General features: G+C 65.3%; 22 protein-coding genes. 12 read left to right on the forward strand and 10 right to left on the reverse strand.

Annotated features, from left to right (window positions below):
• Positions 1-14 precede the first annotated feature (14 nt).
• The gene (locus AC5RT4_RS00645; protein ID WP_494104562.1) at positions 15-881 is read left to right on the forward strand and encodes an HAD hydrolase family protein; all 867 of its coding nucleotides are present in this window, start codon (positions 15-17) and stop codon (positions 879-881) included.
• 70 nt (positions 882-951) lie between these two features.
• On the opposite strand, the gene AC5RT4_RS00650 is transcribed toward AC5RT4_RS00645, so the two are convergent.
• Positions 952-2,331: a UDP-glucose dehydrogenase family protein gene (locus AC5RT4_RS00650; RefSeq protein ID WP_494104563.1), complete on the reverse strand. Its 1,380-nt coding sequence runs from the start codon at positions 2,329-2,331 to the stop codon at positions 952-954.
• Positions 2,328-3,500 (reverse strand): glycosyltransferase family 4 protein, encoded by a 1,173-nt coding sequence (locus AC5RT4_RS00655; protein WP_494104564.1) that lies wholly within the window; start codon positions 3,498-3,500, stop codon positions 2,328-2,330. Before AC5RT4_RS00655 ends, AC5RT4_RS00650 begins: the two co-directional genes overlap by 4 nt.
• 236 nt (positions 3,501-3,736) lie before the next feature.
• Between AC5RT4_RS00655 and AC5RT4_RS00660 the strand changes: the two genes are divergently transcribed.
• The 6 genes from AC5RT4_RS00660 (at position 3,737) to AC5RT4_RS00685 (ending at position 11,141) form a co-directional block, all read left to right on the forward strand.
• Positions 3,737-5,287 carry a sugar ABC transporter ATP-binding protein gene (locus tag AC5RT4_RS00660; protein ID WP_494104565.1) on the forward strand — a complete coding sequence of 517 codons (1,551 nt, stop codon included), beginning with the start codon at positions 3,737-3,739 and terminating at the stop codon, positions 5,285-5,287.
• Positions 5,284-6,333 (forward strand): ABC transporter permease, encoded by a 1,050-nt coding sequence (locus AC5RT4_RS00665; protein ID WP_494104566.1) that lies wholly within the window; start codon positions 5,284-5,286, stop codon positions 6,331-6,333. The genes AC5RT4_RS00660 and AC5RT4_RS00665 overlap by 4 nt, the downstream gene beginning before the upstream one ends.
• Positions 6,326-7,450 carry an ABC transporter permease gene (locus tag AC5RT4_RS00670; protein WP_494104567.1) on the forward strand — a complete coding sequence of 375 codons (1,125 nt, stop codon included), beginning with the start codon at positions 6,326-6,328 and terminating at the stop codon, positions 7,448-7,450. The genes AC5RT4_RS00665 and AC5RT4_RS00670 overlap by 8 nt, the downstream gene beginning before the upstream one ends.
• A complete protein-coding gene (gene rhaS, locus AC5RT4_RS00675) occupies positions 7,447-8,505 on the forward strand; it encodes a rhamnose ABC transporter substrate-binding protein (protein WP_494104568.1) in 1,059 nt (352 codons plus the stop codon). Before AC5RT4_RS00670 ends, rhaS begins: the two co-directional genes overlap by 4 nt.
• A gap of 94 nt (positions 8,506-8,599) precedes the next feature.
• A complete protein-coding gene (locus AC5RT4_RS00680; protein ID WP_494104569.1) occupies positions 8,600-10,051 on the forward strand; it encodes an arabinose isomerase in 1,452 nt (483 codons plus the stop codon).
• Positions 10,052-10,280: 229 nt separating this feature from the next.
• Positions 10,281-11,141 carry a DUF2382 domain-containing protein gene (locus AC5RT4_RS00685; protein WP_494041116.1) on the forward strand — a complete coding sequence of 287 codons (861 nt, stop codon included), beginning with the start codon at positions 10,281-10,283 and terminating at the stop codon, positions 11,139-11,141.
• A 279-nt stretch (positions 11,142-11,420) separates the two neighbouring features.
• Here the strand turns inward: AC5RT4_RS00685 and AC5RT4_RS00690 are convergent, their stop codons facing one another.
• Positions 11,421-11,882, reverse strand: coding sequence for a DUF4383 domain-containing protein (locus tag AC5RT4_RS00690; RefSeq protein WP_494104570.1), 462 nt, complete (start codon positions 11,880-11,882; stop codon positions 11,421-11,423).
• Between the two features lie 155 nt (positions 11,883-12,037).
• Here AC5RT4_RS00690 and AC5RT4_RS00695 point away from each other — a divergent pair, with 155 nt between their 5' ends.
• Complete coding sequence (locus AC5RT4_RS00695) at positions 12,038-13,351, forward strand: cell division protein PerM (RefSeq protein ID WP_494104727.1); 1,314 nt, start codon at positions 12,038-12,040, stop codon at positions 13,349-13,351.
• Between the two features lie 30 nt (positions 13,352-13,381).
• On the opposite strand, the gene AC5RT4_RS00700 is transcribed toward AC5RT4_RS00695, so the two are convergent.
• Complete coding sequence (locus AC5RT4_RS00700) at positions 13,382-13,813, reverse strand: hypothetical protein (RefSeq protein ID WP_494104571.1); 432 nt, start codon at positions 13,811-13,813, stop codon at positions 13,382-13,384.
• A gap of 39 nt (positions 13,814-13,852) precedes the next feature.
• Between AC5RT4_RS00700 and purN the strand changes: the two genes are divergently transcribed.
• Together purN and AC5RT4_RS00710 are read left to right on the forward strand one after the other, a co-directional pair.
• Positions 13,853-14,437 carry a phosphoribosylglycinamide formyltransferase gene (gene purN, locus AC5RT4_RS00705; protein WP_494104572.1) on the forward strand — a complete coding sequence of 195 codons (585 nt, stop codon included), beginning with the start codon at positions 13,853-13,855 and terminating at the stop codon, positions 14,435-14,437.
• 119 nt (positions 14,438-14,556) lie between these two features.
• Complete coding sequence (locus tag AC5RT4_RS00710) at positions 14,557-15,501, forward strand: hypothetical protein (RefSeq protein ID WP_494104573.1); 945 nt, start codon at positions 14,557-14,559, stop codon at positions 15,499-15,501.
• A gap of 83 nt (positions 15,502-15,584) precedes the next feature.
• Here the strand turns inward: AC5RT4_RS00710 and AC5RT4_RS00715 are convergent, their stop codons facing one another.
• Positions 15,585-16,937, reverse strand: coding sequence for an MFS transporter (locus AC5RT4_RS00715; RefSeq protein WP_494041110.1), 1,353 nt, complete (start codon positions 16,935-16,937; stop codon positions 15,585-15,587).
• 152 nt (positions 16,938-17,089) lie between these two features.
• On the opposite strand from AC5RT4_RS00715, the gene purH reads away from it, so the two are divergent.
• Positions 17,090-18,790 (forward strand): bifunctional phosphoribosylaminoimidazolecarboxamide formyltransferase/IMP cyclohydrolase, encoded by a 1,701-nt coding sequence (purH, locus tag AC5RT4_RS00720; protein WP_494104574.1) that lies wholly within the window; start codon positions 17,090-17,092, stop codon positions 18,788-18,790.
• A gap of 99 nt (positions 18,791-18,889) precedes the next feature.
• Here purH and AC5RT4_RS00725 read toward each other — a convergent pair whose 3' ends face one another.
• Positions 18,890-19,891, reverse strand: a complete 1,002-nt coding sequence (locus tag AC5RT4_RS00725) for a trypsin-like serine peptidase (protein ID WP_494104575.1) — start codon at positions 19,889-19,891, stop codon at positions 18,890-18,892.
• Positions 19,892-20,225: 334 nt separating this feature from the next.
• Here AC5RT4_RS00725 and AC5RT4_RS00730 point away from each other — a divergent pair, with 334 nt between their 5' ends.
• Positions 20,226-22,445 carry an NADP-dependent isocitrate dehydrogenase gene (locus AC5RT4_RS00730; RefSeq protein WP_494104576.1) on the forward strand — a complete coding sequence of 740 codons (2,220 nt, stop codon included), beginning with the start codon at positions 20,226-20,228 and terminating at the stop codon, positions 22,443-22,445.
• Between the two features lie 151 nt (positions 22,446-22,596).
• Here the strand turns inward: AC5RT4_RS00730 and AC5RT4_RS00735 are convergent, their stop codons facing one another.
• From AC5RT4_RS00735 to AC5RT4_RS00750, 4 genes are all read right to left on the reverse strand, one after another.
• On the reverse strand, positions 22,597-23,169 hold the full coding sequence (locus tag AC5RT4_RS00735) for an FIMAH domain-containing protein (protein ID WP_494104577.1): 573 nt from the start codon (positions 23,167-23,169) through the stop codon (positions 22,597-22,599).
• Positions 23,166-24,389 carry a serine/threonine-protein kinase gene (locus AC5RT4_RS00740; protein ID WP_494104728.1) on the reverse strand — a complete coding sequence of 408 codons (1,224 nt, stop codon included), beginning with the start codon at positions 24,387-24,389 and terminating at the stop codon, positions 23,166-23,168. The genes AC5RT4_RS00735 and AC5RT4_RS00740 overlap by 4 nt, the downstream gene beginning before the upstream one ends.
• A 186-nt stretch (positions 24,390-24,575) precedes the next feature.
• The gene (locus AC5RT4_RS00745) at positions 24,576-25,670 is read right to left on the reverse strand and encodes a Gfo/Idh/MocA family protein (protein ID WP_494104578.1); all 1,095 of its coding nucleotides are present in this window, start codon (positions 25,668-25,670) and stop codon (positions 24,576-24,578) included.
• A gap of 106 nt (positions 25,671-25,776) precedes the next feature.
• On the reverse strand, positions 25,777-26,874 hold the full coding sequence (locus AC5RT4_RS00750) for a substrate-binding domain-containing protein (RefSeq protein WP_494041103.1): 1,098 nt from the start codon (positions 26,872-26,874) through the stop codon (positions 25,777-25,779).
• Positions 26,875-26,920: the final 46 nt, after the last annotated feature.

Here is a 26,920-nt window from a genome sequence, read left to right on the forward strand (position 1 = left end):
CTAGGAGCTCCGGCATGTCCAGGCAGCAGTCCTTCCGGCCTCGCGCCGTCTTCCTCGATATCGACGGCACCTACGCGGACCACGGATTGGCTCCCCAGGCACACGTTGAGGCGGTCCGCGCAGCACGCGGGCGGGGCCATTTGGTCTTCGTCTGCACCGGGCGCCCGCTGTCCATGGTCCCCGGCCACATCCTGGAAACTGGGTTCGATGGCATCATCACCGGCGCCGGCGCCCGGGTGGAGCTCAACGGGCAAGTCCTCAAGGACACGCGGTTTCAACCCGGCCTGGCAGCCCTCATCGTGCAAACGCTCGACGCCGTGGACGCAGCGTACATCCTGGAAGCACCGGAGGCGCTGTACGGCCGCACCGGCGTGGACCAGCGGCTCAGGCAGGTGCTTGGCCCCGTGTTCGCTGGCCGGTCCGGGCACGATGGCGTCCTGAGTACTGACGTTGATCCACTCGAGGACATCCTGGGGCCCATGCAGTACAGCGACGACCTGCGCGGTGCGTCCTTCGCCAAAATCTCGTGCTTCGACTCGCCCGTGCCGCTGACGGAACTCATGGCCGGTCTCGGCCCGGACGTGGGACTGATCCCCAGTTCCCTGTCAGCGCTTGGCGACCGCGCCGGCGAGATCTTCATGGCCGGCACACACAAGGCGGTGGGCATCCAGGCGGTGGAAGCCCACCTGGACCTGGACCGGGCGGACATTGTGGCCATCGGCGACAGCGCCAATGACATCGAGATGCTCGAGTACGCAGGAACCGGTATCGCCGTCGAGGATGGCCATCCCGCCGTGCTGGCAGTGGCGGACAGGACTACTCCCGGCCCGTCCGGAAACGGAGTGGCGCTCGCCTTTGCCGAGCTCGGCCTCCTGGGCTGAGCTCACAACTCCAAGCCAGGCAGCCCCCACGACCTGCGCCGGGACCCCTGAACCGGGCTGTGCTACTGAGCTAAAGCAGAGGGACGGCCCGCTCCAAAGCGGGCACCTCCACGCTTCCTGTCCCCAGTCCGCGCAGCACCCAGCCTTCTGCCTGCCAGGCGGCAGCGTCCAAGGCATTCCGCGCATCCAGCACCACCCGGCGTCGTACCAGCCTGCCCGCCACGGCAGGTGACAGGCGGCGGTACTCTTCCCATTCGGTCAGGAGCAACACCAGCTCAGCGCCCTCGAGCGCCCGCTCCACGGAAGCCTCGAACCGGAGGCGCGGGTAGCGCCGCCAGGCATGGTTCACCGCCTTGGGATCGGTGACGGTCACGTGTGCGCCGGCAGCCGCCAGGCGGTCGGCAACATCAAGGGCGGGCGAGTCGCGGATGTCGTCCGTGTCCGGCTTGAATGACGCGCCCAGCACGGTCAGGGAACGCCCTGCCAGGCTTCCGCCGCAGAGCTCCGCGGCGAGGCTGGCAGTCCGCTCCCGCTGACCCAGGTTCACGTTGTCCACCAGCCGCATCCAGTCGTCCACGGCAGCAACCCCGAGGGCCGAGGCCTGGGAACGGAAGCTCCGGATGTCCTTCGGCAGGCAGCCCCCGCCGAACCCCAGCCCGGCATGCAGGTACCGCCCGCCGATCCTCGGGTCCATGCCCATCGCCTCACCCAGCTCCGCCACGTCCGCACCCGATGCATCGCAGAGCTCGGCCATGGCGTTGATGAAGCTGACTTTGGTGGCCAGATACGCGTTCGCCGCCGACTTGATCAGCTCCGCGGTGGCGAAGTTGCAGACCAGGCGGGGAATCCCGCCTGCGAGCAGGGATTCGTAGACGGCGTCCAGAGCGGCCGTCACGCCGAGGGGCGCCCCGGTCCGGGCATTGAACGCGCCGGCCCTGCCGCCGTCCACGCCGTAGACCAGCCGGTCCGGTACCAGTGAATCCTTCACTGCGGTGCCCTGCCGGAGGAACTCGGGGTTCCAGCCCAGCAGCACGTCCGGCCGTGCGGCCAGTACACCGCGGAGCATGTCCACAGTTCCCACCGGCACTGTGGATTTTCCAACGACGACGGCGCCTGCCGCTAGGTGCGGGAGCAGCGCCTCCGCCGCGGAGACCAGGTAGGTGAGGTCAGCGGCGTCGGACGTTTTGTGCTGCGGAGTACCCACACACAGGAAGTGCACCTGCGCGCCGCCTGCGGCGGCCGCTGCGGTGGAGAAAGTCAGCCGGCCGGTGGCCAGACCCTCCTGCAGCAGTTCGTCCAGCCCGGGTTCGTGGAACGGTGCCGCGCCGCGTGCCAGCTGCGCCACCTTCCCGGGGTCAACGTCGATGCCCACCACTGTGTGGCCCATTGATGCGAGCGTGGCTGCGTGCACCGCGCCCAGGTAGCCGCAGCCAATCACGGAAATTCTCATGATTCCCACCCTCGCCCTGATGCCGCAGGCTCGGCTATGGAACCCGGCGGGCGTTGTCCCAGCGCCAGGACCTGCTCGTAATGGCGGACCAGCTGTCCGCAAAGCGCCGGCCACGTCCTGTCCTGTACCGACGCGTGGGCCGCCGCGGCGAACGCGCGGCGCTTGGCGTCGTCGCCCATCAGGTCCATCACGCGGGCCCGCATGCCGGCGAGGTCCCCGGGTTCGTAAAGCCAGCCCGTCCGGGAGTTCTCCACCAGGTCCAAGGGCCCGCCGCGGCCCGTGGCCACCACCGGCACACCCGATGCCATGGCCTCCTGGATGGTCTGGCAGAACGTCTCCAGTTCGCCGGGATGGACGAACAGGTCGAAGGTCGCCACAGCGCGTGCCAATTCATCCCCGCCCAGGAACCCGGTGAAAACGGCGTCCGGTAAGGCGCCTTCCAGGGCCGCCCGCTGGGGTCCGTCGCCCACAACCACCAGCAGCGTGTTGGGGATGCCGGCCAGGGCAGCCAGGTCCTCCACCTGCTTCTCCACGGCCAGCCGCCCTACGTAGCCGATGATCCGCTCGCCGCCGGGGGCCACGGAAGCCCGCCAGCCGTCGTCGCGCCTTTCCGGCGAAAACCGCGCCGTATCAACGCCCCTGCGCCACATCTCCACCCTGGGGATGCCGCGGCCGCGCAACTGGTTCAGCGCGAACGTTGAGGGCACCAGGGTGCGGGTGGCGAGCAGGTGGATGTTTTCCACGCGGTTCCAGGCCCAGTTCTCCAGGAACGGCACCCCGTACCGCGCCGCATAGCTGGGAACCTCGGTTTGGTAGATGGCAACGGTGGGGATGCCCAGCTGCCGCGCGGCCTGTGCCGCCCGCCAGCCGAGGACGAACGGCGAGGCAAGGTGGACGACGTCCGGTGCGTAGTCGGCAAGGATTCGCTTGACCCGGTACACACCGCCCATCGCCACCCGAACGTTCGTATAGCCCACCAGCGGAACCGCCGGCAGCCGGTGGATTTCGGCGCCCCTGACACGGGCCGGCGCTTCCCCGTCCAGGGTGGAGGGCGCGATGACCAGGACGTCATCGCCCCGGTCCTCGAGGTGCTCCAGCACCTGCAGGATGGAATGCGTTACGCCGTTCATCAGCGGCAGGAATGACTCAGCAACTATTGCGATCCTCACCCCTCCACCGTGGGCGGGCTGCGTTGCCGCGCGGGGGATCGGATGTGACGCCGCGGGAAAGGTTGGGGAAACAACAGGACCCCCGGGGACCTGTTGGAACACGGATGAGTCACGAATGCAGCGGCAGCGGCAAACTCTATTGACCGTGCTGTTTCAGCGGCTTTATGATTCAATCACCTGAACGTTATGAAACGATTCATTGTTGTAGCAAAGACCTCAGAGACGCGGTTCAATTTATGCAGCACGATCGCAGCAATCCTCCCGGGCACGCACCGGGCGTCCAGCAAGGCGGACCCGTGCTCTCGCTGACCGGCGCCGCCAAAACCTTCGGTCCAGTCGTGGCCCTCGCGGACGGCACAGTGGAGATCCGCGCCGGGGAAATCCATGCGCTGGTGGGCGAGAACGGCGCCGGGAAGTCCACCCTGGTGAAGATCCTCGCAGGCCTCTACCATCCGGACTCGGGGGATTTCCGGCTCAGCGGTCAGCCTGTCCACTTCCGCAACGTGGCGGAGAGCAAGGCCGCCGGCATCTCCGTCATCTACCAGGAACCCACCCTGTTCCCGGACCTCACCGTGGCGGAAAACATTTTCATCGGCCGGCAGCCCAAGGGGCGGTCCCGGCTGATCAGCCGCGCCGAGATGCGGCGGCAGGCCGCCGAACTGTTCGACCGGTTGGGCGTGCCCATCGATCCCTCCCGGGTGGCGGAGGGGCTGTCCATTGCGGACCAGCAGATCATCGAAATTGCCAAGGCCATCTCGCTTGAGGCCAAGGTGCTGGTGATGGACGAACCCACGGCGGCGCTCAGCGGGGTGGAAGTGGACCGGCTCTTTGCAGTGGCCCGCGGGCTGAGGGACAAGGGAACCGGCATCCTGTTCATCTCACACCGTTTTGACGAGGTTTTTGACCTGTGCGACCGGATCACCGTGATGCGGGACGGCCGCTACATCGCAACCCACCGGACTGCCGAGGTCACCGTGGAAAAGATCGTCCGCGAGATGGTGGGCCGGGACATCGGAACGCTGTTCCCCAAAGCCGAAGCGGACATCGGACACACAGTACTTAAAGTCGAGGGCCTCAGCAGATCCGGGGTATTCCGGGACATCAGCTTCGAAGTCCGGGCCGGTGAAATCGTTGCCCTGGCGGGCCTGGTAGGTGCCGGGCGGACCGAGGTGGCCCGTGCGGTGTTCGGCATCGACCCGTACGACGCCGGACAGGTCTCTGTGGAGGGCAAGCCGCTGAAGGCCCGCAACCCCCAGGCGGCCATCGCCGCCGGGCTGGGCTTCGTGCCGGAGGACAGGCGCAAGCAGGGGCTGGTGATGAACCTGTCGGTTGCCCGGAACGTGACGCTCACCCTTCGGAACAAGTTCGCGACGGCAGGGCTCATCAACGGCGGCAAGGAACGTGCGGCGGCGAAGGAATGGAGCAAACGCCTGCAGGTCAAGGCCGGCTCCCAGGAGCACGCCGTCTCCACGCTCTCCGGCGGCAACCAGCAAAAGGTGGTGCTGGCCAAGTGGCTGGCAACCGATCCCAAGCTGCTCATCATCGACGAGCCCACCCGCGGTATCGACGTGGGCACCAAAAGCGAAGTCCACCGGCTTATTTCCGATCTCGCCGGACGCGGAATCGCCATCCTGATGATCTCCTCCGAGCTTCCCGAGGTCCTTGGCATGGCAGACCGCGTCCTGGTGATGCGGGAGGGCCGGATCACCGCCCAGCTGGACAGGGCAGATGCGGACCCCGAATCGGTAATGCACGCGGCAACCTCCACGGCAGGAGTTCCGGAATGAGTTCAACCCTCAAGCACCAGGAGAAAGGCACGACGGCGGACCGCACCGGCGGCGGCAGCGGCGGGATCGGCCCGCTCCTGAGGCTGCGTGAGCTCCCCGTCCTGGTTGCGCTGGCGCTGCTGGTGCTTATCACCTTCCTGAATAACCCGCTGTTCCTGTCCCCGCAGGGAATCAAGGACCTGCTGCTCAACGCCACCATCATCATCATCCTGGCAGCCGGACAGACCCTGCTCATCATTACGCGGAACATCGACCTGTCCGTCGGCTCCATGCTGGGGCTGGTGGCGTTCGGCACCGGTTCAATTTTCGCCGCCATGCCGGACCTTCCCATCCTGGCCGTCCTGCTCCTGGGCATGGCCTTCGGCGCGCTGCTCGGTATGTTCAACGGCTTCATGGTCACGGTGGCCAAAGTGCCGGCGCTGGTGATCACCCTGGGAACCCTTTACGTGTTCCGCGGGCTCAACAACGCCTGGGCCGGCGGCAAGCAGTACTTCGCCGGGGACCGGCCGGAGGCATTCGGGGCACTGTCCGTGGACACAGTGCTCGGCTTTCCGATCATCACCCTCCTTGCCATTGCAGTGGTGGCGGCGGTGGCCGTGTACATGGCCGGCACCCGTCCCGGCCGCGACCTCTACGCCATTGGCTCGGACCCGGAAGCGGCGAAGGTCCTCGGCATCAAGGTGTCCAAACGCGTATTCCTCGCCTTCCTCGCCAACGGAGCGCTCGCCGGCCTGGCCGGAGTGCTCTACGCCAGCCGCTTCAACTCCGTCGGAGCAACCACCGGGACGGGAATGGAACTGGATGTGGTGGCAGCCGCGGTGGTGGGCGGCGTGGCCATCTTCGGCGGCAGCGGAACCGTGGCCGGCGCGGCCCTCGGAGCCGTGCTCCTGACCACCATCACCAGCTCCCTGACCGCGCTCCGGGTGGACAAGTTCTGGCAGCAGGCCATCGTGGGCATCCTGATCCTCACGGCCATTGTCATCGACCGCCTGGCCAGCCTGCGGACGGCCCGGAAACTGCGGATAAGCGAGGCCCGGAATGTCTGAGACCACTACGCCCAGCAGCACCACTGCGGCTGCGCCCATTGCCGACAGCACCAAGCCGCTGGCCACCGAACCCAAGGGAAAAACGGGCGCTGCCCGCATCCTTGCCAGCCGTGACGCCATCACCATCTACGTACTCCTGGCATTCCTGATATACGCCGCAATCGCCATCCCGCGCTTCGCCTCACCGGTGACCACCGGCTTCCTGCTCCTGGACGTCATTCCCGTCCTCCTGATCGCGATGCCCATGACGCTCATCATCGTCACCGGCGAAATCGACCTTTCGGTGGCCAGCATCGCAGGGCTGACGAGCGCCCTGATGGGCGTGCTGTGGGCGGCCGGACTGGACATCTGGCTGGTGCTGGCGCTGTGCCTGCTGGCCGGAATTGGCGCGGGAATGTTCAACGGCTTCCTGATCGCTGTCCTGGGACTGCCCTCGCTCGCGGTCACTATCGGCACGCTGGCACTCTTCCGCGGCCTTGCCCTGGTAGTCATCGGGGACAATGCCGTAGCCAACTTCCCCCGCCCCCTGACAGCCTTCTTCACCTCCAAGCTCGGGGCCACCGGCATCCCCACGGTGATGATCGGCGTCGTACTCATCATGGTGATCTTCGGCGTCCTGCTCCACTTCACGCCCTTTGGGCGGGGGCTCTACGCCATGGGGTACAGCAAGGAAGCGGCCAACTTCGTGGGCATCAACGTCGCGCGCAGCAAGTTCTGGCTGTACGTTGCCTCCGGTGCGGTCTCAGCCCTGGCCGGAATCTACTGGACATTGCGCTACACCAGTGCGCGGAGCGACAACGCCTCGGGGCTGGAACTGGCCGTTATCGCCGCCGTGCTCCTCGGTGGTGTCTCGATCTTCGGGGGCAAGGGCACCATCCCAGGCGTGATCGCCGGTGTGCTGCTGATCGGCAGCCTGAACTATGCACTGCGGCTCGGGCGGGTGTCCGACGTCGTCCTCATCACCGTAACGGGCCTGCTGCTCATCTTCTCCGTGGTGGCGCCGAGCATAGGCTCCGCCGTCCGGGAATGGCAGCACAACCGGCGGGTCCGCCAGAGCTTCAGCCGGGGCACCTCCGCCACCAGCAACGACCAAACAAGGGAAAAGGAAAAACAATGATGTTGAACCGAAAAAAGACAGGCAGCCGCCCGAGGTTGGCCCCGCTGGTGGCCGTCACGGTGGCGGCAGCCATGGCCCTGACGGCATGCAGCGGCGGAACGGGGACCACGGGGGAGACCTCCGCCGCGGTTGAGGAGCAAAAGATCACCTTCATCCCCAAGCAGCTGAACAACCCGTATACGGACGTTGTCCTCGGCGGCGGCAAGGACGGCGCGCAGGAAGCGGGCTTCGCCTCCTCCCAGGTGGTGGGTCCCCTGGAAGCCTCGGCGTCCAGCCAGGTCTCGTTCATCAACGCTGAAACCCAGGCGGGCACCAACGTCATCGTTATCGCCGCCAACGATCCCGACGCCGTCTGTACGGCCTTGGGCGAGGCCCGTTCCGCCGGTGCCAAGATTGTCGCTTTCGACTCGGACGCCAACCCTGACTGCCGTGACGTTTTCATCAGCCAGGTTGTAGCCAAGGAAGTGGCCCTGATCCAAACGAAGCTGATCGCCGAACAGATTGGCGGCTCCGGCGAAATCGCCATCCTCTCCGCCACGGCGAACGCCACCAACCAGAACGAGTGGATCAAGTTCATGGAGGAGGACCTGGCATCGAACCCTGCCTACAAGGACATCAAACTGGTGGCCAAGGTTTACGGCGATGACGACGACACCAAGTCGTTCCAGGAAGCCCAGGGCCTGCTGCAGGCACACCCGAACCTGAAGGGCATCATTTCGCCCACCACCGTGGGGATCGCCGCCACGGCCAGGTACCTCTCCACCTCGGCCTACAAGGGCAAAGTCGCGCTGACCGGGCTGGGGCTGCCCAACGAGATGCGGCCATTCGTCAAGGACGGCACCGTCAAGGAGTTCGCCCTCTGGGATCCCGCCCAGCTCGGATACGTCGCGGCGTTCGCCGGCAAGGCCCTCGTGGAAGGGAAGATCACCGGCGCCGCAGGCGACAAGTTCACGGCCGGGGAACTGGGCGACCGGACGATCGAAGAAGGCGGCGTGGTCATTGTTGGCCCGCCAACCGTCTTCAACACCGAGAACATCGACCAGTACAACTTCTAGCGCTGCGGGGTGCACACCGGGCGGGCTCCCATGGCCCGCCCGGCGTTCCGCGGCCTCGTGTTGAGCAAGAAATTCCCCGGAAGGGAAGGCTGCCATGTCGCCCACCAAAAGGAACGCTGCGGAACTGCTGGAGCCCCACCGGCGGCGGCCCACCCGGATCGGCCTGGTATCCGGGGGACTGGGTGCGTACTGGCCCCAGTTCCCGGACCTCCTGCCCCAGCTTGAGGATTCAGCCCGGTACGTCACCTCCCGCTTTCGAGAGCTGGACGCGGAGGTGGTGGACGCGGGCTTCATCTCCGATGCCACCCAGGCCGTTACGGCGGGGGAGAAGCTCCGGCAGGCTGACTGCGACCTGATCGTCATCTTCCTCGCCACCTACCTGACGTCCTCCATGGTTCTGCCCGTAGCCCAGCGCTCCGGGAGCCCGGTGCTGGTCATCGACCTTCAGCCCACCGAAGCGATGGACCACGCAAATTTCGACACCGGTGCATGGCTGGCCTACTGCGGCCAATGCCCGGTGCCTGAGGTAGCTAACGTTTTCCGCCGGGCGGGGATCGATTTCAGGTCCGTCTCAGGGCATTTGAAGCAGGACTCGGCCTGGGAACGGATCAACCAGTGGGTCCACGCAGCAGGCGTCCGGGCCAGGCTCAGAAACGCACGGCACGGATTGATGGGGCACCTGTATCCGGGCATGCTGGACGTCGCCACCGACCTCACCACCGTCTCGACGAGCTTCGGATCCCACGTGGAAGTGCTCGAATTTGATGACCTGCGGGAACGGGTGAAGGCCGTGACCGACGCCGAGGTGTCCGAGCGGCTCTCCCTGGCCCGTGAGCTGTTCGTCCTCGATGAGTCCGTCAACGACGACGACTTCGCCTGGGGTGCCAGGGTTTCAGTCGGGCTGGACCGGCTGGTGGAAGACTTTGACCTGGACTCTGTTGCTTATTACCACCGCGGACTCGCGGGGGAGCAGCATGAGCGGCTGGGCGCCGGCATGATCCTGGGCTCCTCGATCCTGACGGCCCGTGGAATTCCCATGGCAGGGGAGTACGAGCTGCGGACCTCCATTGCCATGCTCGCTGCCCAAGCCATCGGCGCCGGCGGTTCCTTCACCGAGATCCAAGCCCTGAACTTTTTCGACAACGTGGTGGAGATGGGGCATGACGGCCCCGCACACCTGGCTGTCTCCTCAAAGGATCCACTCCTGCGTGGTCTGGGCGTTTATCACGGCAAGCGCGGGTGGGGAGTTTCGGTCGAGTTCGACGTCCAGCCCGGTCCTGTCACCACCCTCGGCCTGGGCCAGGACCCGGATGGCAAGTACGTTTTCGTGACGTCGGAAGGGACGGTGGTTCCGGGTCCGCTGCTGGCCATCGGAAACACTACTTCGCGCGTGAACTTCGGCGGGGATCCAGGGATCTGGGTGGACCGGTGGAGCCAGACCGGGATCGGTCACCACTGGGCCCTGTGCCTTGGGCACCGGGCCGCGGACATCAAGGCCGCGGCCTCGCTGTTGGGACTCGAACACCGGCATGTGTCGCTGCCATGAGGCGCCAGACTTTTTGCCCGGAAAGGTGCTGGTCAGTCCTGGTTACAGAGGCCAACACGAAATAAATTACTAAGCAGACTTCCCTTTTGATGCTAAGCATGCTTACGGTAGGGGGGCAGCTAGCGCACAGCCTTCAGCAGAGAGGGCGGAGGCCGAGTGCCGGGATAACCGGTGCCGGGACATCCATGGCCAGCTATGCCCAGCGCAACGACAAATCCAAGGAGACGTCATGCTCAACAGGGAAAACATTGAAAGCCTGCTCCACAAGGGCGGCAACGTCGTCGGTTCCGACGGCGAGAAGATCGGCTCGATCGGTCAGCTGTACGCGGACGACGACACGGGCGAGCCGACATGGGTCACCGTCAAGACGGGACTTTTCGGCACTTCCCAGTCCTTCGTCCCCGTTGAAGGCGCCCACACCCAGGGTGATGACCTCGTGGTTCCCTACAGCAAGGAACACGTCAAGGACGCCCCGCGCGTCGACGTCGACGGACACCTCACCCCTGAGGAAGAGGACCGGCTGTACACCTACTACGAGCGTGGTGCCCGGACCTACTCGGACACCACCCGTGGCGATGTGGACCTGCAAGGTGATGCAGACCTGAACGCCGGCACTCCCAACGCCGGGACCGCAGGCTACGCATCCGACCGAGACACCGTAGGCCACGACACGTCCGGCCCCACCACCGATGACGCCATGACCCGCTCAGAGGAACAGCTCCGCGTGGGCACCGAGCGGCAGGCTGCCGGCAGGGCAAGGCTCCGGAAGTACGTCACCACGGAAAACGTCACCACGACCGTCCCGGTGCAGCGTGAAGAAGTCCGCCTGGAGCGCGAGCCCATCACGGACGCCAATCGCGGAGCGGCCCTCGACGGCCCGGACATCAGCGAAGAGGAACACGAAGTGATCCTGCACGAGGAACGCCCCGTGGTTCAGAAGGAAACGGTCCCGGTGGAGCGCGTGCGCCTCGACAAGGACGTTGTCCAGGAGAACGTCACGGTCAACGAGGAAGTCCGCAAGGAGCACATCGAAGCCGACGGCGACGGCATCGACCGCGACCTGCGCCGCGATGACGACCGGCGGCTCTGATCCCCGCATAAAAGTACTGTTGACGCGCCGCTGAACGGACCGGCGCCAGGCAGCCACAGCAAACGACGCCGGGAGTCCACTTGGGGGCTTCCGGCGTCGTTGTGCATGCGGTATTTCTCTTGTGCCGGGTCGGCCTGCTGCTGGTGCCTGCCGGCCGCGGAGATGCTGGTGCAGCCGCCCGGAAAGCGGCGACTGCACCAGCCAGTAGGACGAATATCTTCAGAACTTAGGGTTCTTCTCTCATTCGCGGCTCCTGTTTCCCGGGTTACGGATTCCGGGCTACCTCCTGTCGGCGGTCATGTTCCTCGAGAACAGCCAGCCGGCAGCGATCATTGCAACGCCCAGCACCAGGTGGGTCCAGTTGTCCATCACGTTCAGCGACAGGAAGTTGGCCGCTGAATCGACTCCGACAATGAGCCCGAAAATGGCCAGGACGATGTACAGCGCACCCGCTCCCAGAAGGAAGTTCCGTGCTCCATGTTCTGTACGGGACATCGCCCAGCCGGTTGCACCGATGGCCAGCTGCACAATGTTGAGCAGCATGGACACCTGGAACAGCCCGAGGAACATGGCGTGCGAAGCCGGTCCGAGGAACATCAGTTCGCTGTACTGGGTGGTGACGCCGGGGATGAACCCCAGGACGCCCACCAGCATCAAAACGATCCCCACTCCCATGCCCACGTTCTGGACGTCTGCCCGTCCAAAGTGAACGCCGTGCGCATGGTGGGATGCGGTAGTCATTTTCTTGCCTCCAACCACTAATAGTGGACGCTTCAATTTTACGGCGGACCACTGCGAAAAGCGCCGGCACGAGCCCCATTGAACATCCAGTCGGCCGCGGCGTTGCGCCTGTCGGTCACGGGCCAAGACACGTGCCCGTGACACCATGGACATCGATGAAACTGCGCGCTGATCAGACCGGAAACCGTGGCCTTCCCATGCCCTTGTGGCTGCAGGGCGCCGTTGAAACGGCCCAGGCAGCCTTCATCTCGGCACTGGTGGTGCTGGCGCCAATCCTCGCTGTCTGGGCTACCGCCGGTTTCCAGGACGGAGCCTTCGATTTCCTGGCGCGCCTGGCCGGGCAGTCCTGGTTGCTGGTCCATGGCGTGCCCCTGGAACTGACTGCTGCTGGTTCGGAGTCCGCCGCCGCTTCCGGTGCCGGACTGCTCGCGCTCGTTCCGCTTGGTTTGACCCTGATCCCTTTCCTGCTTGCCTGGCGCGCCGGCCGCCGGCTGGCCCGTGCCTCCTATACGGACCAGCTGTGGCAGGCACTCCTCGGGTCCTGGGTGGTGTACTCGGCCTTCGGAGCGGCGACCGGCTTCATTTGCCGCACGCCTGACGTCGGGATCAATGCGTGGCACGCAATGTTCATCCCCCTTATTCCTTTCGCCCTGGGCATGGTGGTCGGCGCACGGCGCGAGGCCGGCTCCTGGAGCCGGCTGATCGGCGTCGACGCGGTGGACTGGATTTCCCGCACCAGCCAGCACTCCCGCTGGGCCGGGTCCTATCTCGCCTCGGCCGCGAAGGCCGGTTTTGTTGCGGTGCTTTCTGCCCTGGTACTGGCCGCGGTGCTGCTGGCCGTTGACCTTTTGATCCACTGGAACCTCGTGGTCGCGGTGTACGAAGCGCTCGACGCCGGCGCGGTGGGAGGTGCCGCACTCACCATCGCGCAGCTGGGCTTCCTGCCAAACCTCGTCGTTTTTGCCCTGGCCTGGACGTCGGGTTCCGGCTTTGCCATGGGCGCCGGTTCCCAGGTGGGCCCGCTGGGGACCGCCGTCGGTCCGCTGCCTTCGATTCCGGTGCTCGCCGCCATCCCGTCCGGTCCCCTGGAGTACGCGTTTGTTGCCTTGATCGTCCCGGTGCTGGCCGGTGTCCTGGCGGGCTGGTGGTTCCTCCGGGAAGGGGAGAACCACTTCGACGAATGGCTTGCCATCAAGGTCCGGGTGCGCTGGTTCACGGCCGCCGTTTCAACCCTGGTTCTCGGGATTCTTTGCGGACTGGCGGCCGGGTTGCTGACTGCCGCTCTGGCCTGGCTGGCGCGTGGCTCCGCGGGGATTGGACGCCTCACGGATATCGGACCCGACCCGTTATGGACGGGAGTCTGGGTGGCGGCGGAGGTGGGAGCCGGCGTCGTCATTGGCTACGCGGCCGGACCGTGGCTGGAACGTGAGCACCCGGCAGTGGAACAGGACGCTGAATTGGTCCGATAGGTTGTGGGCTGCCTTCCGGGGGAGGCGGCTCTAGGGGAGCTGCGAGGGCAAGGATTGTTCCAGCTGCACGCGGCATGCCGACTGCGCCTGGTCAGTCAGGGCCCGTCCGACACACGCCTGATACTCACTTATTTCGTTGAGAAACAGCGACGTGACCAGGATCAGCAGCACCATGATGGCGGACACCACCAGGCCGGAAATCGTACCAATGAGGACCAGCCGGGACTCCTTCAACCGTGCTGCCCGGACCAGCAGAACCACGCCAAGGGCAATGCTCGCGGCCGTCAGGAGTGCTGTAAGCCAAAGGTAGTTGACGTCCAGCTGGTAGACGAAGAACGCTCCCAGCACCGTCACCACGAAGATCCGGAACAGAGTATGAGTCTTGGCAAGCGAGGCCTTCGCTGCCTCGCTGAGCGGCTGTTTTGTGCGCTGCCATCCAGCCGGTTCCGGTGTGCTGTTCATGTTTTCCAGCCTACGCGAGGCTGCCCATAAGCTAGTGCCATGCGTATCGTCGTCCTCGTTTCCGGAACCGGGTCCAACCTCCAGGCAGTTATCGACGCGGTTAAGGCAGGGGAACTGGACATCGAGATCGCCGCCGTCGGTGCCGACCGGCCAGGCACTTTCGGGGTGGAGCGGGCTGCGGCGGCCGGCATCCCGACGTTCGTGGTTGACTTCAAGGCCTACCCGGACCGGGCTGAGTGGAACGCTGCCCTGACCGAGGCCGTCGCGGGGTTCGAGCCCGATGTGGTGGTTTCCTCGGGGTTCATGCGGATTGTGAGCCCGGGGTTCATCGACGCGTTCGGCGGCAGATACCTCAACACCCATCCCGCCCTTCTCCCGTCCTTTCCCGGGGCCCACGGCGTGCGCGACGCCATGGCCTATGGCGTGAAGGTGACCGGCTGCACCGTGCATTGGGCGGACGCCGGGGTGGACACGGGCCCCATCATCGCCCAGGAGGCCGTGGCCATCGAAGAGTCAGACACCGAGGAAAGCCTGCACGAGCGCATCAAGGTGGTGGAACGCCGGCTGCTGGTGTCCACCCTGGCCTCCTTCGCTGCAACCCCCCGCTCCGGCCTCCCCAACTAGCTCGCATTTGTTGTCGTTTTGAACCCGCAAAACGACAACTATTGCGAGTCAGATGGCGGGCTGCGCTTCAGCCTGTGGACAACCGCGAAAGCGCACTGCAGGGGTGCCAGCATTGAGTGGTGAAGACCCCTCGTCCCCTGCCCGAGCAGCTGGCCGTAGCACCTTTCACGTTCCAGGAGGCGGTCGACGCCGGCGTGAGCCTCAGGCGGTTACGGCACCGGGCGCTGTACTCACCCAGCCGTGGCATACGGGAGCCTCATGACCCACCCGCTCCGGCGGAGCGGTTCACACCGGAAGCCATCCGTCCGTTTTCGCGCGTGACCGAGTTTTCAGCCGCGTCCCATGCCACAGCATTTACGTTCTGGCAGTTTCCCGGGTTTCTGCCCGCAGCAACGGATCCGCTCATCCACATTTCGCGGCCCGACACGATGGCCATCCCACGTCGCAGGGGCGTAGTGGGCCATGTGGGACAGTTCTTCGACGACGAGATTGTGTCCGTCGACGGGCTGTTGGTGACCAGCAGGCTGCGGACCTGGCTGGACTGCTCGCGGCGAATGAGCATCACGGAGCTGACAGTGGTGGCGGACCACCTGCTCCGGATTCCGCGGCTCGACTTTGAGGGCCGGAAGGAGCCATACGCCACCCGGGAAAGACTGGCTGACATGCTGGACCGGCACAAGGGAACTCCGGGCATCAGGAAGGCCAGGGTGGCGCTGGATCAGGCGAAAGTGGGGTCAGACTCCGCCCCGGAAACGAGGCTGCGGCTTGCGTTGGAGGACAATGGCCTGCCCGAACCCCTGCTGAACACGCCCACGGAACTGAGTGCCGGCGTCGTACGGCAACCCGACTTGAGTTATCCGGAACAGAAGGTAGCAGTGGAGTACGACGGCGAGGGACACTCGGAGGCGGCGCAGATTGACCGGGACATTGCCCGCGAAGAGGACTTCAGCCGTGCCGGCTGGCTGCTGGTGAGGATATCCAAGCGCCACATGCAGCTCGAGGCGAAGGCCGCGGTCCGCAAGGTCCGCTGCGCACTCGTCGCCCGGGGCTGGCCGGAAAAGTAGCTCGCAGTTGTTGTCGTTTTGAGGGCTCAAAACGACAACAACTGCGAGTCAGTTGGGAGGGGAGGGGGGAGGAGGGGAGCGGGTTATTCGAGGCGGCGCTGCTTGGTTTCCGGGGAGAAGAACGCCATCCACAAAACGGCCAGCAGCACCAAGCCCCCCGCGAGGGCGAAGGATGTGGCCAGGCCCAGTTCCGGCCAGAAGTAGTTCGCGAAAATCAACGGCCCAAAACCCGCGCCGAGCCGCGAAAACGTGGAGGCCCAGCCAAAGCCCGTTCCCCGCAGCTCAGTGGGGTAGAGCTCTGAGACGTAGGCGTAGAGCACCGGGATGGCCACCTGCACCACGAACCCGAACACCAGCAGCCAGAACACTGCCGCCGTCGGGATGTCCACCACGATGGCCACGATCACCAGGGTCAGTGCGGACAGCGGCCCGGTGATGGCGAGGATCCACTTGCGGCCCACCCGCTCCACCAGCAGGGCCGCCACGATCACACCAAGGAGCCCGACGGCGGCCATGGACGCGGTGGTGACGAACGCCTTGTACTCGGCAAAGCCGGCACCAATCAAAATGCGCGGCATCCAGGTCAGGGACAGGTAGTACACCAGCAGGATGGAGAAGAACAGCGACCAGGCAGCAGCGGTGATTTTCCAGTTGTACTGCCACACGAGCCGCAACTGATGCCAGGCGCTGCCGGCGGAAAGCCGCGGCACTTCCTTGGCGTCGGGGAGGCTGTAGGCCCGGGCTTCCGCACCGGTTGCCGCCACCAGCTCATCAATGACCCTGGCCGCTTCCTCACGCCGGCCCTTACGGATCAGGAACAGCGGGGACTCCGGAACGCTCCGGCGGACCCAGAAGACGAGGAGCGCCGGCAGCACCATCACCAGCATGGTCAACCGCCAGTCGCCGTACAGGGCCACGAGCCCGGCGGACACAAAGCCGGCCAAAGCGGCACCTACGGGCCACCATCCGTCCATGGCCGTCAGCACTTTGCCGCGCTGTTTGCGGGGAGTGAACTCACCCACCAGGGCGTAGTCCACCGGAATGCAGCCGCCCAACCCGAACCCGGCCATGAACCGGAAAATGCAGAACCAGATGAAGTCGGGGGAGAAGGCGCCCAGCACCGTAAAGAGGGAAAAGATCAGCAGCGTGGCAGTAAACGCCTTTTTCCGCCCGATGGTGTCCGCGATGGTGCCCCAGACGAAAGCGCCAAGAGCCATTCCGATCAGGTTGGACGTCCCCACCCACGCCACCTCGCCCGGGGTGAGTGCCCAGTGCTTGGAAAGCAGCGGAATGAGGATGCCGTTCAAGGTCACGTCCCAGGCATCGAACATGAACCCGAGGCCCCCGATCAAAAAAATCCTGCCCTGGACTTTCCATCGCCAGGGCAGTTCCTGGACCACCTGTTCGCCGCTCGGCACAGTGGTGTAAGTATTCATCGCCGCCTCCTGAAAGAACTCTAGCCGGGCCCGGTGGCGTTCACACTTCGGCGTGCACGGAGCCTTCACGCGGGGCAAAGTGCACTTCGCGATAAACTGGCCCTATCCCCACCAACCGCGGCACTGTTCCGCGACATAAGACGGAGACATTTGTGAGCTTCACGCAGCATGAGCGCGTATCCATTGACCGTGTTCCCATCCGCCGGGCGCTGATCTCGGTTTACGACAAGACCGGTCTGGAGGAGCTCGCCCAGGGCCTGCATGCCGCGGGAGTGAAGCTGGTATCCACCGGGTCCACGGCCAAGAAGATTGCTGCCGCGGGCATCCCTGTGCAGGAGGTTGAGGAAGTCACCGGTTCACCGGAGATGCTGGACGGCCGCGTCAAGACCCTGCACCCGCGGGTTCACGGCGGCATCCTGGCCGACCGCCGCGTTGAGGCGCACATGGAAACGCTGGTCAACATGGAGATCGAGCCTTTCGATTTGGTGGTAGTGAACCTCTACCCGTTCGTGGAAACCGTCAAATCCGGCGCTGCCCAGGACGACGTGGTCGAACAGATCGATATCGGCGGCCCCGCCATGGTGCGGTCCGCGGCGAAGAACCATGCTGCCGTCGCCATCGTGGTGGACCCCTCCTTCTACGGCCAGGTGGTCACCGCGGCCGCGGAGGGCGGCTTTGACCTGAACACCCGACGGCGGCTGGCCGCCAAGGCGTTCGCCCACACGGCCTCCTACGACAACTCCGTGGCCACCTGGACCGCGAGCCAGTTCCTGGACGAAGACGGCGACGGAGTGATTGATTGGCCCGCCTACGCCGGCCTCTCCCTGGAACGCTCCGAGGTCCTTCGCTATGGCGAGAACCCGCACCAGCAGGCCGCGCTCTACGTGGACAAGGCCGCTCCGGCGGGCATCGCGCAGGCTGACCAGCTGCACGGCAAGGCCATGAGCTACAACAACTTCGTGGACGCCGACGCCGCCCTCCGTGCCGCCTACGACTTCGCCGAGCCGGCAGTGGCCATCATCAAGCACGCCAACCCCTGCGGCGTTGCCGTCGGTTCCGCGGATGCCGCTGATCCGATTGCCGATGCCCACACCAAGGCACACGCCTGTGACCCTGTGTCCGCGTTCGGCGGCGTCATCGCAGCCAACCGCACGGTGACCGCCGGCATGGCCAACACCGTCAAGGACATCTTCACCGAGGTTGTCATTGCGCCTGGTTTCGAACCCGAAGCCGTGGAGATCCTGTCCAAGAAAAAGAACATCCGCCTGCTTGCCCTGCCGGAAGGTTACGGCCGCTACCCGTCGGAGATCCGCCAGGTTTCCGGCGGCGTCCTGGTCCAGGTCACTGACAAGGTGGATGCCGACGGCGACAACCCCGCCAACTGGACCCTGGCCGCCGGTGAAGCCGCGGACGAGAAGACCCTCGCAGACCTTGCCTTCGCCTGGACCGCCTGCCGTGCCGCCAAGTCCAACGCCATCCTGCTGGCCCAGGACGGCGCAGCCGTGGGCATCGGCATGGGCCAGGTCAACCGCCTGGATTCCTGCCGCCTGGCCGTCGAGCGGGCGAACACGCTGGGCGTGACGGTGGAGTCCGACGTCGACGGTGCCGGCGGTGCCACCAACGTCGGGACGGCAGGCTCAGGCGCGAGCGGAGCACCCGAGCGAGCCCGCGGCGCCGTTGCAGCCTCGGACGCCTTCTTCCCGTTTGCGGACGGACTGCAGATCCTGGTCGACGCCGGGGTCCGCGCGGTGGTCCAGCCCGGCGGTTCGGTGCGCGACGAGGAAGTCATTGCTGCTGCGAACGCGGCCGGCGTCACCATGTACTTTACGGGAGCCCGACACTTCTTCCACTAGGCCGCACCGCCGCCATGACGGCGTGGGCCCCGGTGGGATAAACACCGACGGCGCCTGTCCCCGCGAAGGGGGCAGGCGCCGTCGTTGTTTAAAGAGGTTCTACGGGACTGGAACAAGGGCCGGTGCAAGGGAGGCGCTGGTGAACGCCGTCTGGATTTCCGTCCCCCAGTACGGGCCGTACATAACGCCGGCGCCCTTGTAGCCGTAGCTGTTGACTGAGTTCTGATACCCGGCCATAAACGGGTCGGTGCCTTGGACGAGCCACGGCCCGCCGGAGGAGCCGCCGGTCATGTCGCAGGGAATGCCGCGGCTTTCAAACTGGGTGTTGGTGGTATCCGGGCTGGTGGTTCCGGAACAGCTCCAAAGTGCCTGCCCGTCGAACGGTTTGGAGGACGGGTAGCCGAAAGCCTCGATGGTCAGGCCGTCCCTGGGCCCGACGAAGAGGGGCTCTGAACCGCCCACCACCGCCGTGAGGGGCTCAGGATTCTTGTCCTGGGTGACCACCACGAAGCCGGTGTCGTACTTCATGCTGCCCGTCTCGTTCCACTCTTTCGGCAGGTGGTACGACGTTCCAACCCATTCCCCGTACTGCGCCGGGCCGTTCTCATACGCCGGGACGAAGACGAACCTTGTGGGTTTCGAGTTGGGACCGTCACTGAGGCAGTGCGCGGCAGTGGCCACAACGCTTCCGTTAGCTGACGACAGGGCGTTGCCGGAGCAGACGTAGTCGCCACTGCCCAGGGAAACAAACACCTTGCCAACGTGCTTAACAGGGGCCTCACGCACAGCGATGGTCAGCTTGCCCTTGGCCGGCTTCGGCTTCTTATCCTGGCCTTTTTCGACAGTATCGGGGTTGGCGGGGTTGCTGCGTTCGAATGCCTTGGCTGCCAACACCTCACCCGGGATCGCGTTCCGCATCCGCTCTTCGGTCCAGTACTCGGCAGCGCCCGTGCTCTCAAGCGCCCCGCCCACGGAGGCGGTGGTGTCCTTTTTGTCGGAACCGGCAGGTGCTGCGCTTGCTCCGCCCGCTGCGCCGAGTGCCAAAACGGCGGCTGCCGAGAGGGTCAGGAAGCCTAAGGCCGCGGACCTTGTGCGAGTCATGGTTGTCCTGTCTGAACTGGGAAAACGTGGGAAGCGCCGAGAGTGACGATGTGAATGTATCCTCTCAGTCAATTTTTGTAAATGTACTTTGACCAGCTCACAACGCGGTCCGGCTGGCCGGTTTCGGCTGGAGGGAAAGCGCTGGGACATTTCGGCAGGGCGGGCACCCGGGTGCGGGACGCCGTCGTACGTTTTCCATCGCTGTAATCCTGCGCCCGGGCAGGGTAACCCAGAAGCTCCAGTAGGGTTCAAACCCTTGTCCTCGGGTAGGTTATACATGGTGAAACTGAACAAATTTCACAACCCAAGCCGACCCACAGGGAGACGCCCGCGCATGTCCAAGATCATCTACACCCACACCGACGAAGCGCCGATGCTGGCTACCTATTCGTTCCTGCCCATCATCGAGGCGTTCGCCTCGACAGCAGGTGTGGAGGTGGAGACCCGCGACATTTCGCTCGCCGGCCGCATCATCGCCGTCTTCGGTGACTACCTGACGCCCGAGCAGCAGATCGGTGACGCCCTTGCTGAACTCGGTGAGCTGGCGAAGACGCCGGAAGCCAACATCATCAAGCTGCCCAACATCAGCGCTTCCATCCCCCAATTGAAGGCAGCAATTGCCGAACTGCAGGGCCAGGGCTACGCCCTCCCGGACTACCCGGACAACCCGTCCTCGGATGAGGAAACTGCCGTCCGCTCCCGCTACGACAAGATCAAGGGCTCCGCCGTGAACCCGGTCCTGCGCGAGGGAAACTCGGACCGCCGCGCACCCCTGTCCGTCAAGAACTACGCGCGCCAGAACCCGCACTCCATGGGTGCCTGGACCGCCGATTCGAAGACCAACGTTGCCACCATGGGCAAGGATGACTTCCGCTCCAACGAGAAGTCCGTTGTCATCGAGTCCGAGGGCACCATCGCCATCCAGCTCGTCCGGAAAGACGGCTCGGTCAAGGTCCTGAAGAAGGCCTTCCCGGTGCAGGCCGGCGAGGTCATCGACGGTACCGTGATGCGCGCTGCGGCCCTGGACGAGTTCCTGAAGGCCCAGGTTGCCCGCGCCAAGGAAGAGGGCGTCCTGTTCTCCGCCCACCTCAAGGCCACCATGATGAAGGTCTCGGACCCCATCATCTTCGGCCACGTGGTCAAGGCCTACTTCGCCGAGCTCTTTGACACCTACGGCAAGCAGCTCGCAGCCGCAGGAATCAGCCCGAACAACGGCCTGGCCGCCATCCTCAGCAGCCTTGAGGACCTGCCGGAAGACGTCCGTGAAGGCGTCCAGTCCCTCATCAAGAAGGGCCTCGAAGAGGGTCCCGCCCTTGCCATGGTGGACTCGGACAAGGGAATCACCACCCTCAACGTCCCCAGCGATGTCATCGTGGACGCGTCCATGCCCGCCATGATCCGCAGCTCCGGCCACATGTGGGGCCCGGACGGCAAGGAAGCGGACACCCTCGCGGTGCTGCCGGACAGCTCCTACGCCGGCATCTACCAGGTGGTCCTCGACGATTGCCGTGCGAACGGCGCCTACGATCCCACCACCATGGGAACCGTACCCAACGTGGGCCTGATGGCCCAGGCAGCCGAGGAATACGGCAGCCACGACAAGACCTTCGAAATCCAAGAAGCCGGCACCGTTCAAATCGTGGACGGCTCCGGCAACGTCCTGATTGAACACCAGGTCTCCGAGGGTGACATTTGGCGCGCCTGCCAGACCAAGGACCTGCCTATCCGCGACTGGGTCAAGCTGGCCGTCACCCGTGCCCGTGCCTCCCAGACGCCGGCCGTGTTCTGGCTGGACGAGGAACGCCCGCACGACGCCAACCTCATCACCAAGGTCAACGAGTACCTGAAGGACCACGACACCGAGGGCCTGGACATCCGGATCATGTCCCCGGTGAAGGCCATCGCGTTCACCCTGGACCGCATCCGCAAGGGCGAGGACACCATCTCGGTCTCCGGCAACGTCCTGCGCGATTACCTCACCGACCTGTTCCCCATCCTGGAGCTGGGCACCAGCGCCAAGATGCTCTCCGTTGTTCCGCTAATGAACGGCGGCGGGCTCTTCGAGACCGGCGCCGGCGGATCCGCCCCGAAGCACGTCCAGCAGCTGCTCAAGGAAAACCACCTGCGCTGGGACAGCCTGGGTGAGTTCCTGGCCCTGGCGGTGAGCTTCGAACACCTGGCCACCACCACGGGCAACGCCCGGGCCCAGGTCCTGGCCGATACCCTGGACCGTGCCACCGGCACCTTCCTGTTGGAGAACAAGTCGCCCAGCCGCCGCGCAGGGGAACTGGACAACCGTGGCAGCCACTACTTCCTTGCCCGCTACTGGGCCGAGGAACTGGCCAAGCAGACGGACGACGCCGACCTGGCCGCCGCGTTCGGCCCCGTCGCCGAGGAGCTCTCCTCCAAGGAGGAAACCATCGTGGGCGAGCTGGCTGAGGTCCAGGGCTCCCCGGTGGACATCGGGGGCTACTACAACCCGGATGACGCGAAGGCTTCCGCCGTGATGCGCCCGTCCGCGACGCTGAACAAGGTTCTCGCCACCCTCAGCTAGGGCGGCTGCTTCAACCGACTGCCAATACAAAAGAGGCGGTGCCCCGGGGTTCGTTCCCGGTGCACCGCCTCTTTTATGTGTGGCAGCGGCTCAGCGTACCCGGCGGTTGCCGGCACCTGACGCGACGCCGTCGGGCGCAGAGGCCCGGCGGTCAGTCTTTGTCTTTACCCTTGCCCTCGTTGTCCTTTTTGTCATTGTCATTTCCGGTTTCAGGCGCGGGGGCCGGAGCGGGCTCAGGCGCCGGGGCCTGGGTAAGCTCAGGCGCCGGGGCCTGGGTAAGCTCGGGCGCCGGGGCTTGGGTAAGCTCAGGCGCCGGTTCCGGCGCCGGTGCGGGCATCCCGGGGGACGGCGATGAAGCCGGGGCGGCCGCCTGGTCCTCGGCAATCCTCGCGTCTTCCACTGCCTTGGCCGCTGACGCAACGGCCTCATCGAGGTCGGCGCGGACTGCCGCGGCGACGGTGGTGATGGTTTGGCGCCGTTCCTCTGAAATTTGGCCCTTGCCGTGGGCTGCGGCCAGCTCCGCTTCCAGGCCCTCCAGTGCCTTGATCGCCGTTGCGGGATCATTCCTGGAGGACGCCTCGCTTACTTCCAGGACCCGTGCCTGGAGTTGCCGTGCAGCGGCAACCTGCAGGCCGGTGTCGCTGGGACTGCAGCCCGCCAGGAGTCCGGCCGCCGTGCACGCCGCGGCAACCCGGACGTGCCTTACCGTCAGCTTCAAGCTCACGGCTCCACGCTCTTCTGGAGTTCCTCCAGGTGCTCGCCAAGGACGCCGGTCACCGTGGGATAGGGCACGACGTCGGGCGCGGACTGGGCGGACAGGCTCGCGAGCACTGCTGCTACGGCTGCAGCCACCACCACGAGGCCAAGGAGCACTGCCAGCCACAACCGTCCGCGCCGGGGCCCGGGTGACCGCTCCTTCTTAGACTGTTTCCCGTTAACCCCGACGGCGCGGGAGACCGCTTGAGCCGGCTCTATGGGGCCGGCTGCCTCGCGGAGCTCATCCACGGACTCCTCAGCGGTGATGGAGGGCGGGTGAAACGGCATTGCCGGCAGGACCCTGGTGGTCTCGGGAATCAGCTGTCCCGGGGTGGACGCCGGCGAAACCAGTGCCTGCCTGAGGGACGTCTCGATGTCCGCGGCGGCCGGGCGCTCAAGTGGCTCGATGGCTGTCATGGAGCGGATCAGGTCAGCCCACTCGGCCGGCAGGTCCTCGGGGATCTCCGGCGCCCGGTGCAGGCGTGCCACGGCAGATTCAACGGCGCCGCCCGGGTATTCCACAGTCCCCTTGATGCATTCAAGCAGTACAAGCCCAAAGGAGTAGATGTCAGAGGCGGAGGACAGGGGCTGGCCCAGGGCTTGTTCCGGGCTGAGGTAGGCGGCAGTGCCCACCATTGTTCCCGTGGCCGTCAGCCGGGTGGAGTCAGCGATCCGGGCAATGCCGAAATCTGTGAGCTTGGGACGCAGCGGCTCCCCGGGCCGGATCTGGACCAGCAGGATATTGGCCGGCTTGATGTCCCGGTGGATGATCCCGAGGCCGTGGACATACGCCAGCGCATCGGCGATACCAGCGCCGATCACTGCGAGTTCCTCCAGTGGTACCTGGCTGTGCCGGATGCGGGCCCGCAGGTCCTGCCCGTCGACGAGTTCCATGGTGAGGAAGGGCCTGGGCTCATCCGGGATCCGGTCATCAATTCCGGCGTCGAAAAGCGTGACGAGCCCGGGATGGTTGAGCGTGGCCAGAAGCTGTATTTCCGCTTCCTGCCGCTTCAGTTCATCGGCGTCCGGAGCCTGCGGGGCAAAGAGCTTCAGGGCGACGTCGCGTCCCAGGTTTTCATCCCGGGCACAGTAAACCGATGACATCCCGCCGCGGCCAATAACCTCGCCCAACCGATAACGTCCGCCAACCACTTCATTCTTGATGGAGCTAGGCGATTCCGCCACCATGACCCGTTCCTCCCGGTGCGCTGCGGCACTGTCGTAGATCAAATTATACGGGCGGTGGAGTAAACGGACGCTTAGCTGCCGGCTTATGTTCTGCGACACGCCGGGGGTCCGCCTTGATGCCGGAAAGGTTGGCAGGGGCAGGGCATTCAGCCTGTCCGGAGCCACTTCCTCGGCGGCGGTGCCGTTTTATGCTGACGACGCTTTTGTCACAATCCATTCGTCGTTGGGGTAGCTGACCCCCAATTGCGCCCGGACTCCATCGAACAGACGCATGGTGTTCAAGGTGTCCTCCAGCGGCATCACCGGGCTTTCGGTGAGGCCCTGCTGGATGCAGCGCGTTACCTCGCGCAGTTCGTAGGTGTATCCGCGACCCACCGGATCGAAGGTTTCAACGCGGCGTTCGTCCCACCCGGTTCCAATGATCAGCTCCCGCGGATTGTTGATGGATCCGATGCTCTGCAGGAAGCCTTTGCTGCCCGCGACGGTGGCTGTGCGCGGGCCGTGGGCGAGCAGCGACGATGTGAGCTGCACCTGTGCGCCGTGGTTGTAGCCGAGGGTCAAGGCATTCTGGGCGTCTACGCCGTCGTCATTTACATGTCCTGTGGCGCTGACTGTCTGCGGAAAACCGAGCGTTCCCAGGGCCCAGAGCAGGGGGTAAACGGAGATGTCGAGCAGTGCGCCGCCGCCATCCTGCCTGGCCCAGAGCCTGGCGGTGGGGGAGTAGGGGGCGGGGAAGCCAAGGTCCGCGGTAACCCAGTGGATGTCCCCGATTTCTCCGGAGGCTGCGATGTCGAAGGCCCGCTGCATGGCCGGCAGGAACCGGCTCCACACGGCCTCCATGAGGAAGAGGTCCCGGCTTCGGGCCACTTCGATCAGCTCGGCGGCCTCCCGGGCATTGATGGTGAAGGCCTTTTCGCAGAGGACGTGTTTGCCGGCGTTGAGCGCAGCCAGCACGATCTCATGGTGCTGGGCGTGCGGCGTCGCCACGTACACCACGTCCACCGCATCATCGGCGAGCAAGCGTTCGTAACCGCGGGCCCCGGCGTCGTCCCCGTATGCCCGGCCGAACCCGTAGGCGAAGGCGAAGGCGTCGCCCGTGTCCTGCGCGCGCGAGCTGACGGCATAGAGCTCGGCATCGGTCAACAAGGCAAGATCCTGTGATACCGACCTTGCTATCCCGCCCGTGGCGATAACGCCCCAGCGGAGGGGAGTCCCGGTGGCGGTACGGGGATCCTGGTCGGACTGCGTGGACAACCATGGCTTGGCGATAGGCGCACTCATGGTGCCATCCTCTCACCGCGGTGCTGGAAACCGGGAGCGTTGTTGGGCAGGCAACGAAAAGCCCGGCCCCGCAACGCGGGACCGGGCCTTTCAGTGGTCAAACTGCTTACTTGGTGATCGGTTCGAGGACCGGGTCGCCTGCGTAGGCGGTCTTCACGTTTTCAGCGGTGACGATGACCGGCTCCAGCAGGTATGCGGGAACGGTCTTGACGCCGTTGTTGTAGGAGTCCTTGTCGTTGATCTCCAGTTCCTTGCCGGCCTGGAGGTCCTTCACCATGGTGATGGCGTGCTCAACGAGCTTCCGGGTGTCCTTGTTGATGGTGGAGTACTGTTCGCCGGCCATGATGGACTTGACCGACTCAACTTCGGAGTCCTGCCCGGTGATGACGGGTGTCGGCTTGCCGGCGGCCTTGACCGAGGTCAGGACTGCGCGGGCCAGGGTGTCGTTGGGGGAGAGGACGCCGTCCAGTGACTCGTTGGTGTAGCTGCCGGTGAGCAGCGTATCAGCGCGTCGCTGGGCGTTCTCAGCCTTCCAGCCCTGGGTCACAGCCTGTTCGAAGCTGGTCTGCCCGGACACTACCTTGAGGGTGCCGTCGTCGATCTTCGGCTGCAGGACACTCATGGCGCCGTCGAAGAAGACCTTGGCGTTGGCATCGTCGGGGGAGCCGGCGAACAGTTCGATGTTGTACGGTCCCTCCGGCTTCTTGGCCTTGAGGCCGTCCAGCAGTGCCTGGCCCTGGAGCTCGCCCACCTTGAAGTTGTCGTAGGCCACGTAGTAGTCCACGTTCTCGGTGTTCAGCAGCAGGCGGTCATAGGCGATGACCGTGGCGCCGGCATCCTTGGCCTGCTTCAGCTGGGTGCCCAGCTGCGAGCCGTCGATGGCGCCGACGATGATGACCTTGGCGCCCTTGGTGACCATGGCGCTGATCTGGTTCTGCTGCTCGGACACGCCGCCGTTGGCGAACTGCACGTCAGCCTTGAACCCCGCCCCGTTGAGGCCGTCATTGAACAGCTTCTCCGCCAGGACCCAGTTTTCACTGGTCTTCTGGGGGAGTGCGACGCCGATGGAGGAGCTCTGTTCGAACCCTCCTGCGCCTTCGGTTCCGCCGCCTGTGCTGGGCTCGGAGCGTCCGCAGCCCGTCAGCGCCAGTGCTGCGATGGCAGCAACCGCTGCGGCCTTTCCTGCTTTACCAATCATTCGCATTGTTGGTTCTCTTTCTGTGTTGGTGTAACGCTGTTCAGGCCAACGC

Source organism: Arthrobacter sp. sptzw42 (assembly GCF_059089685.1).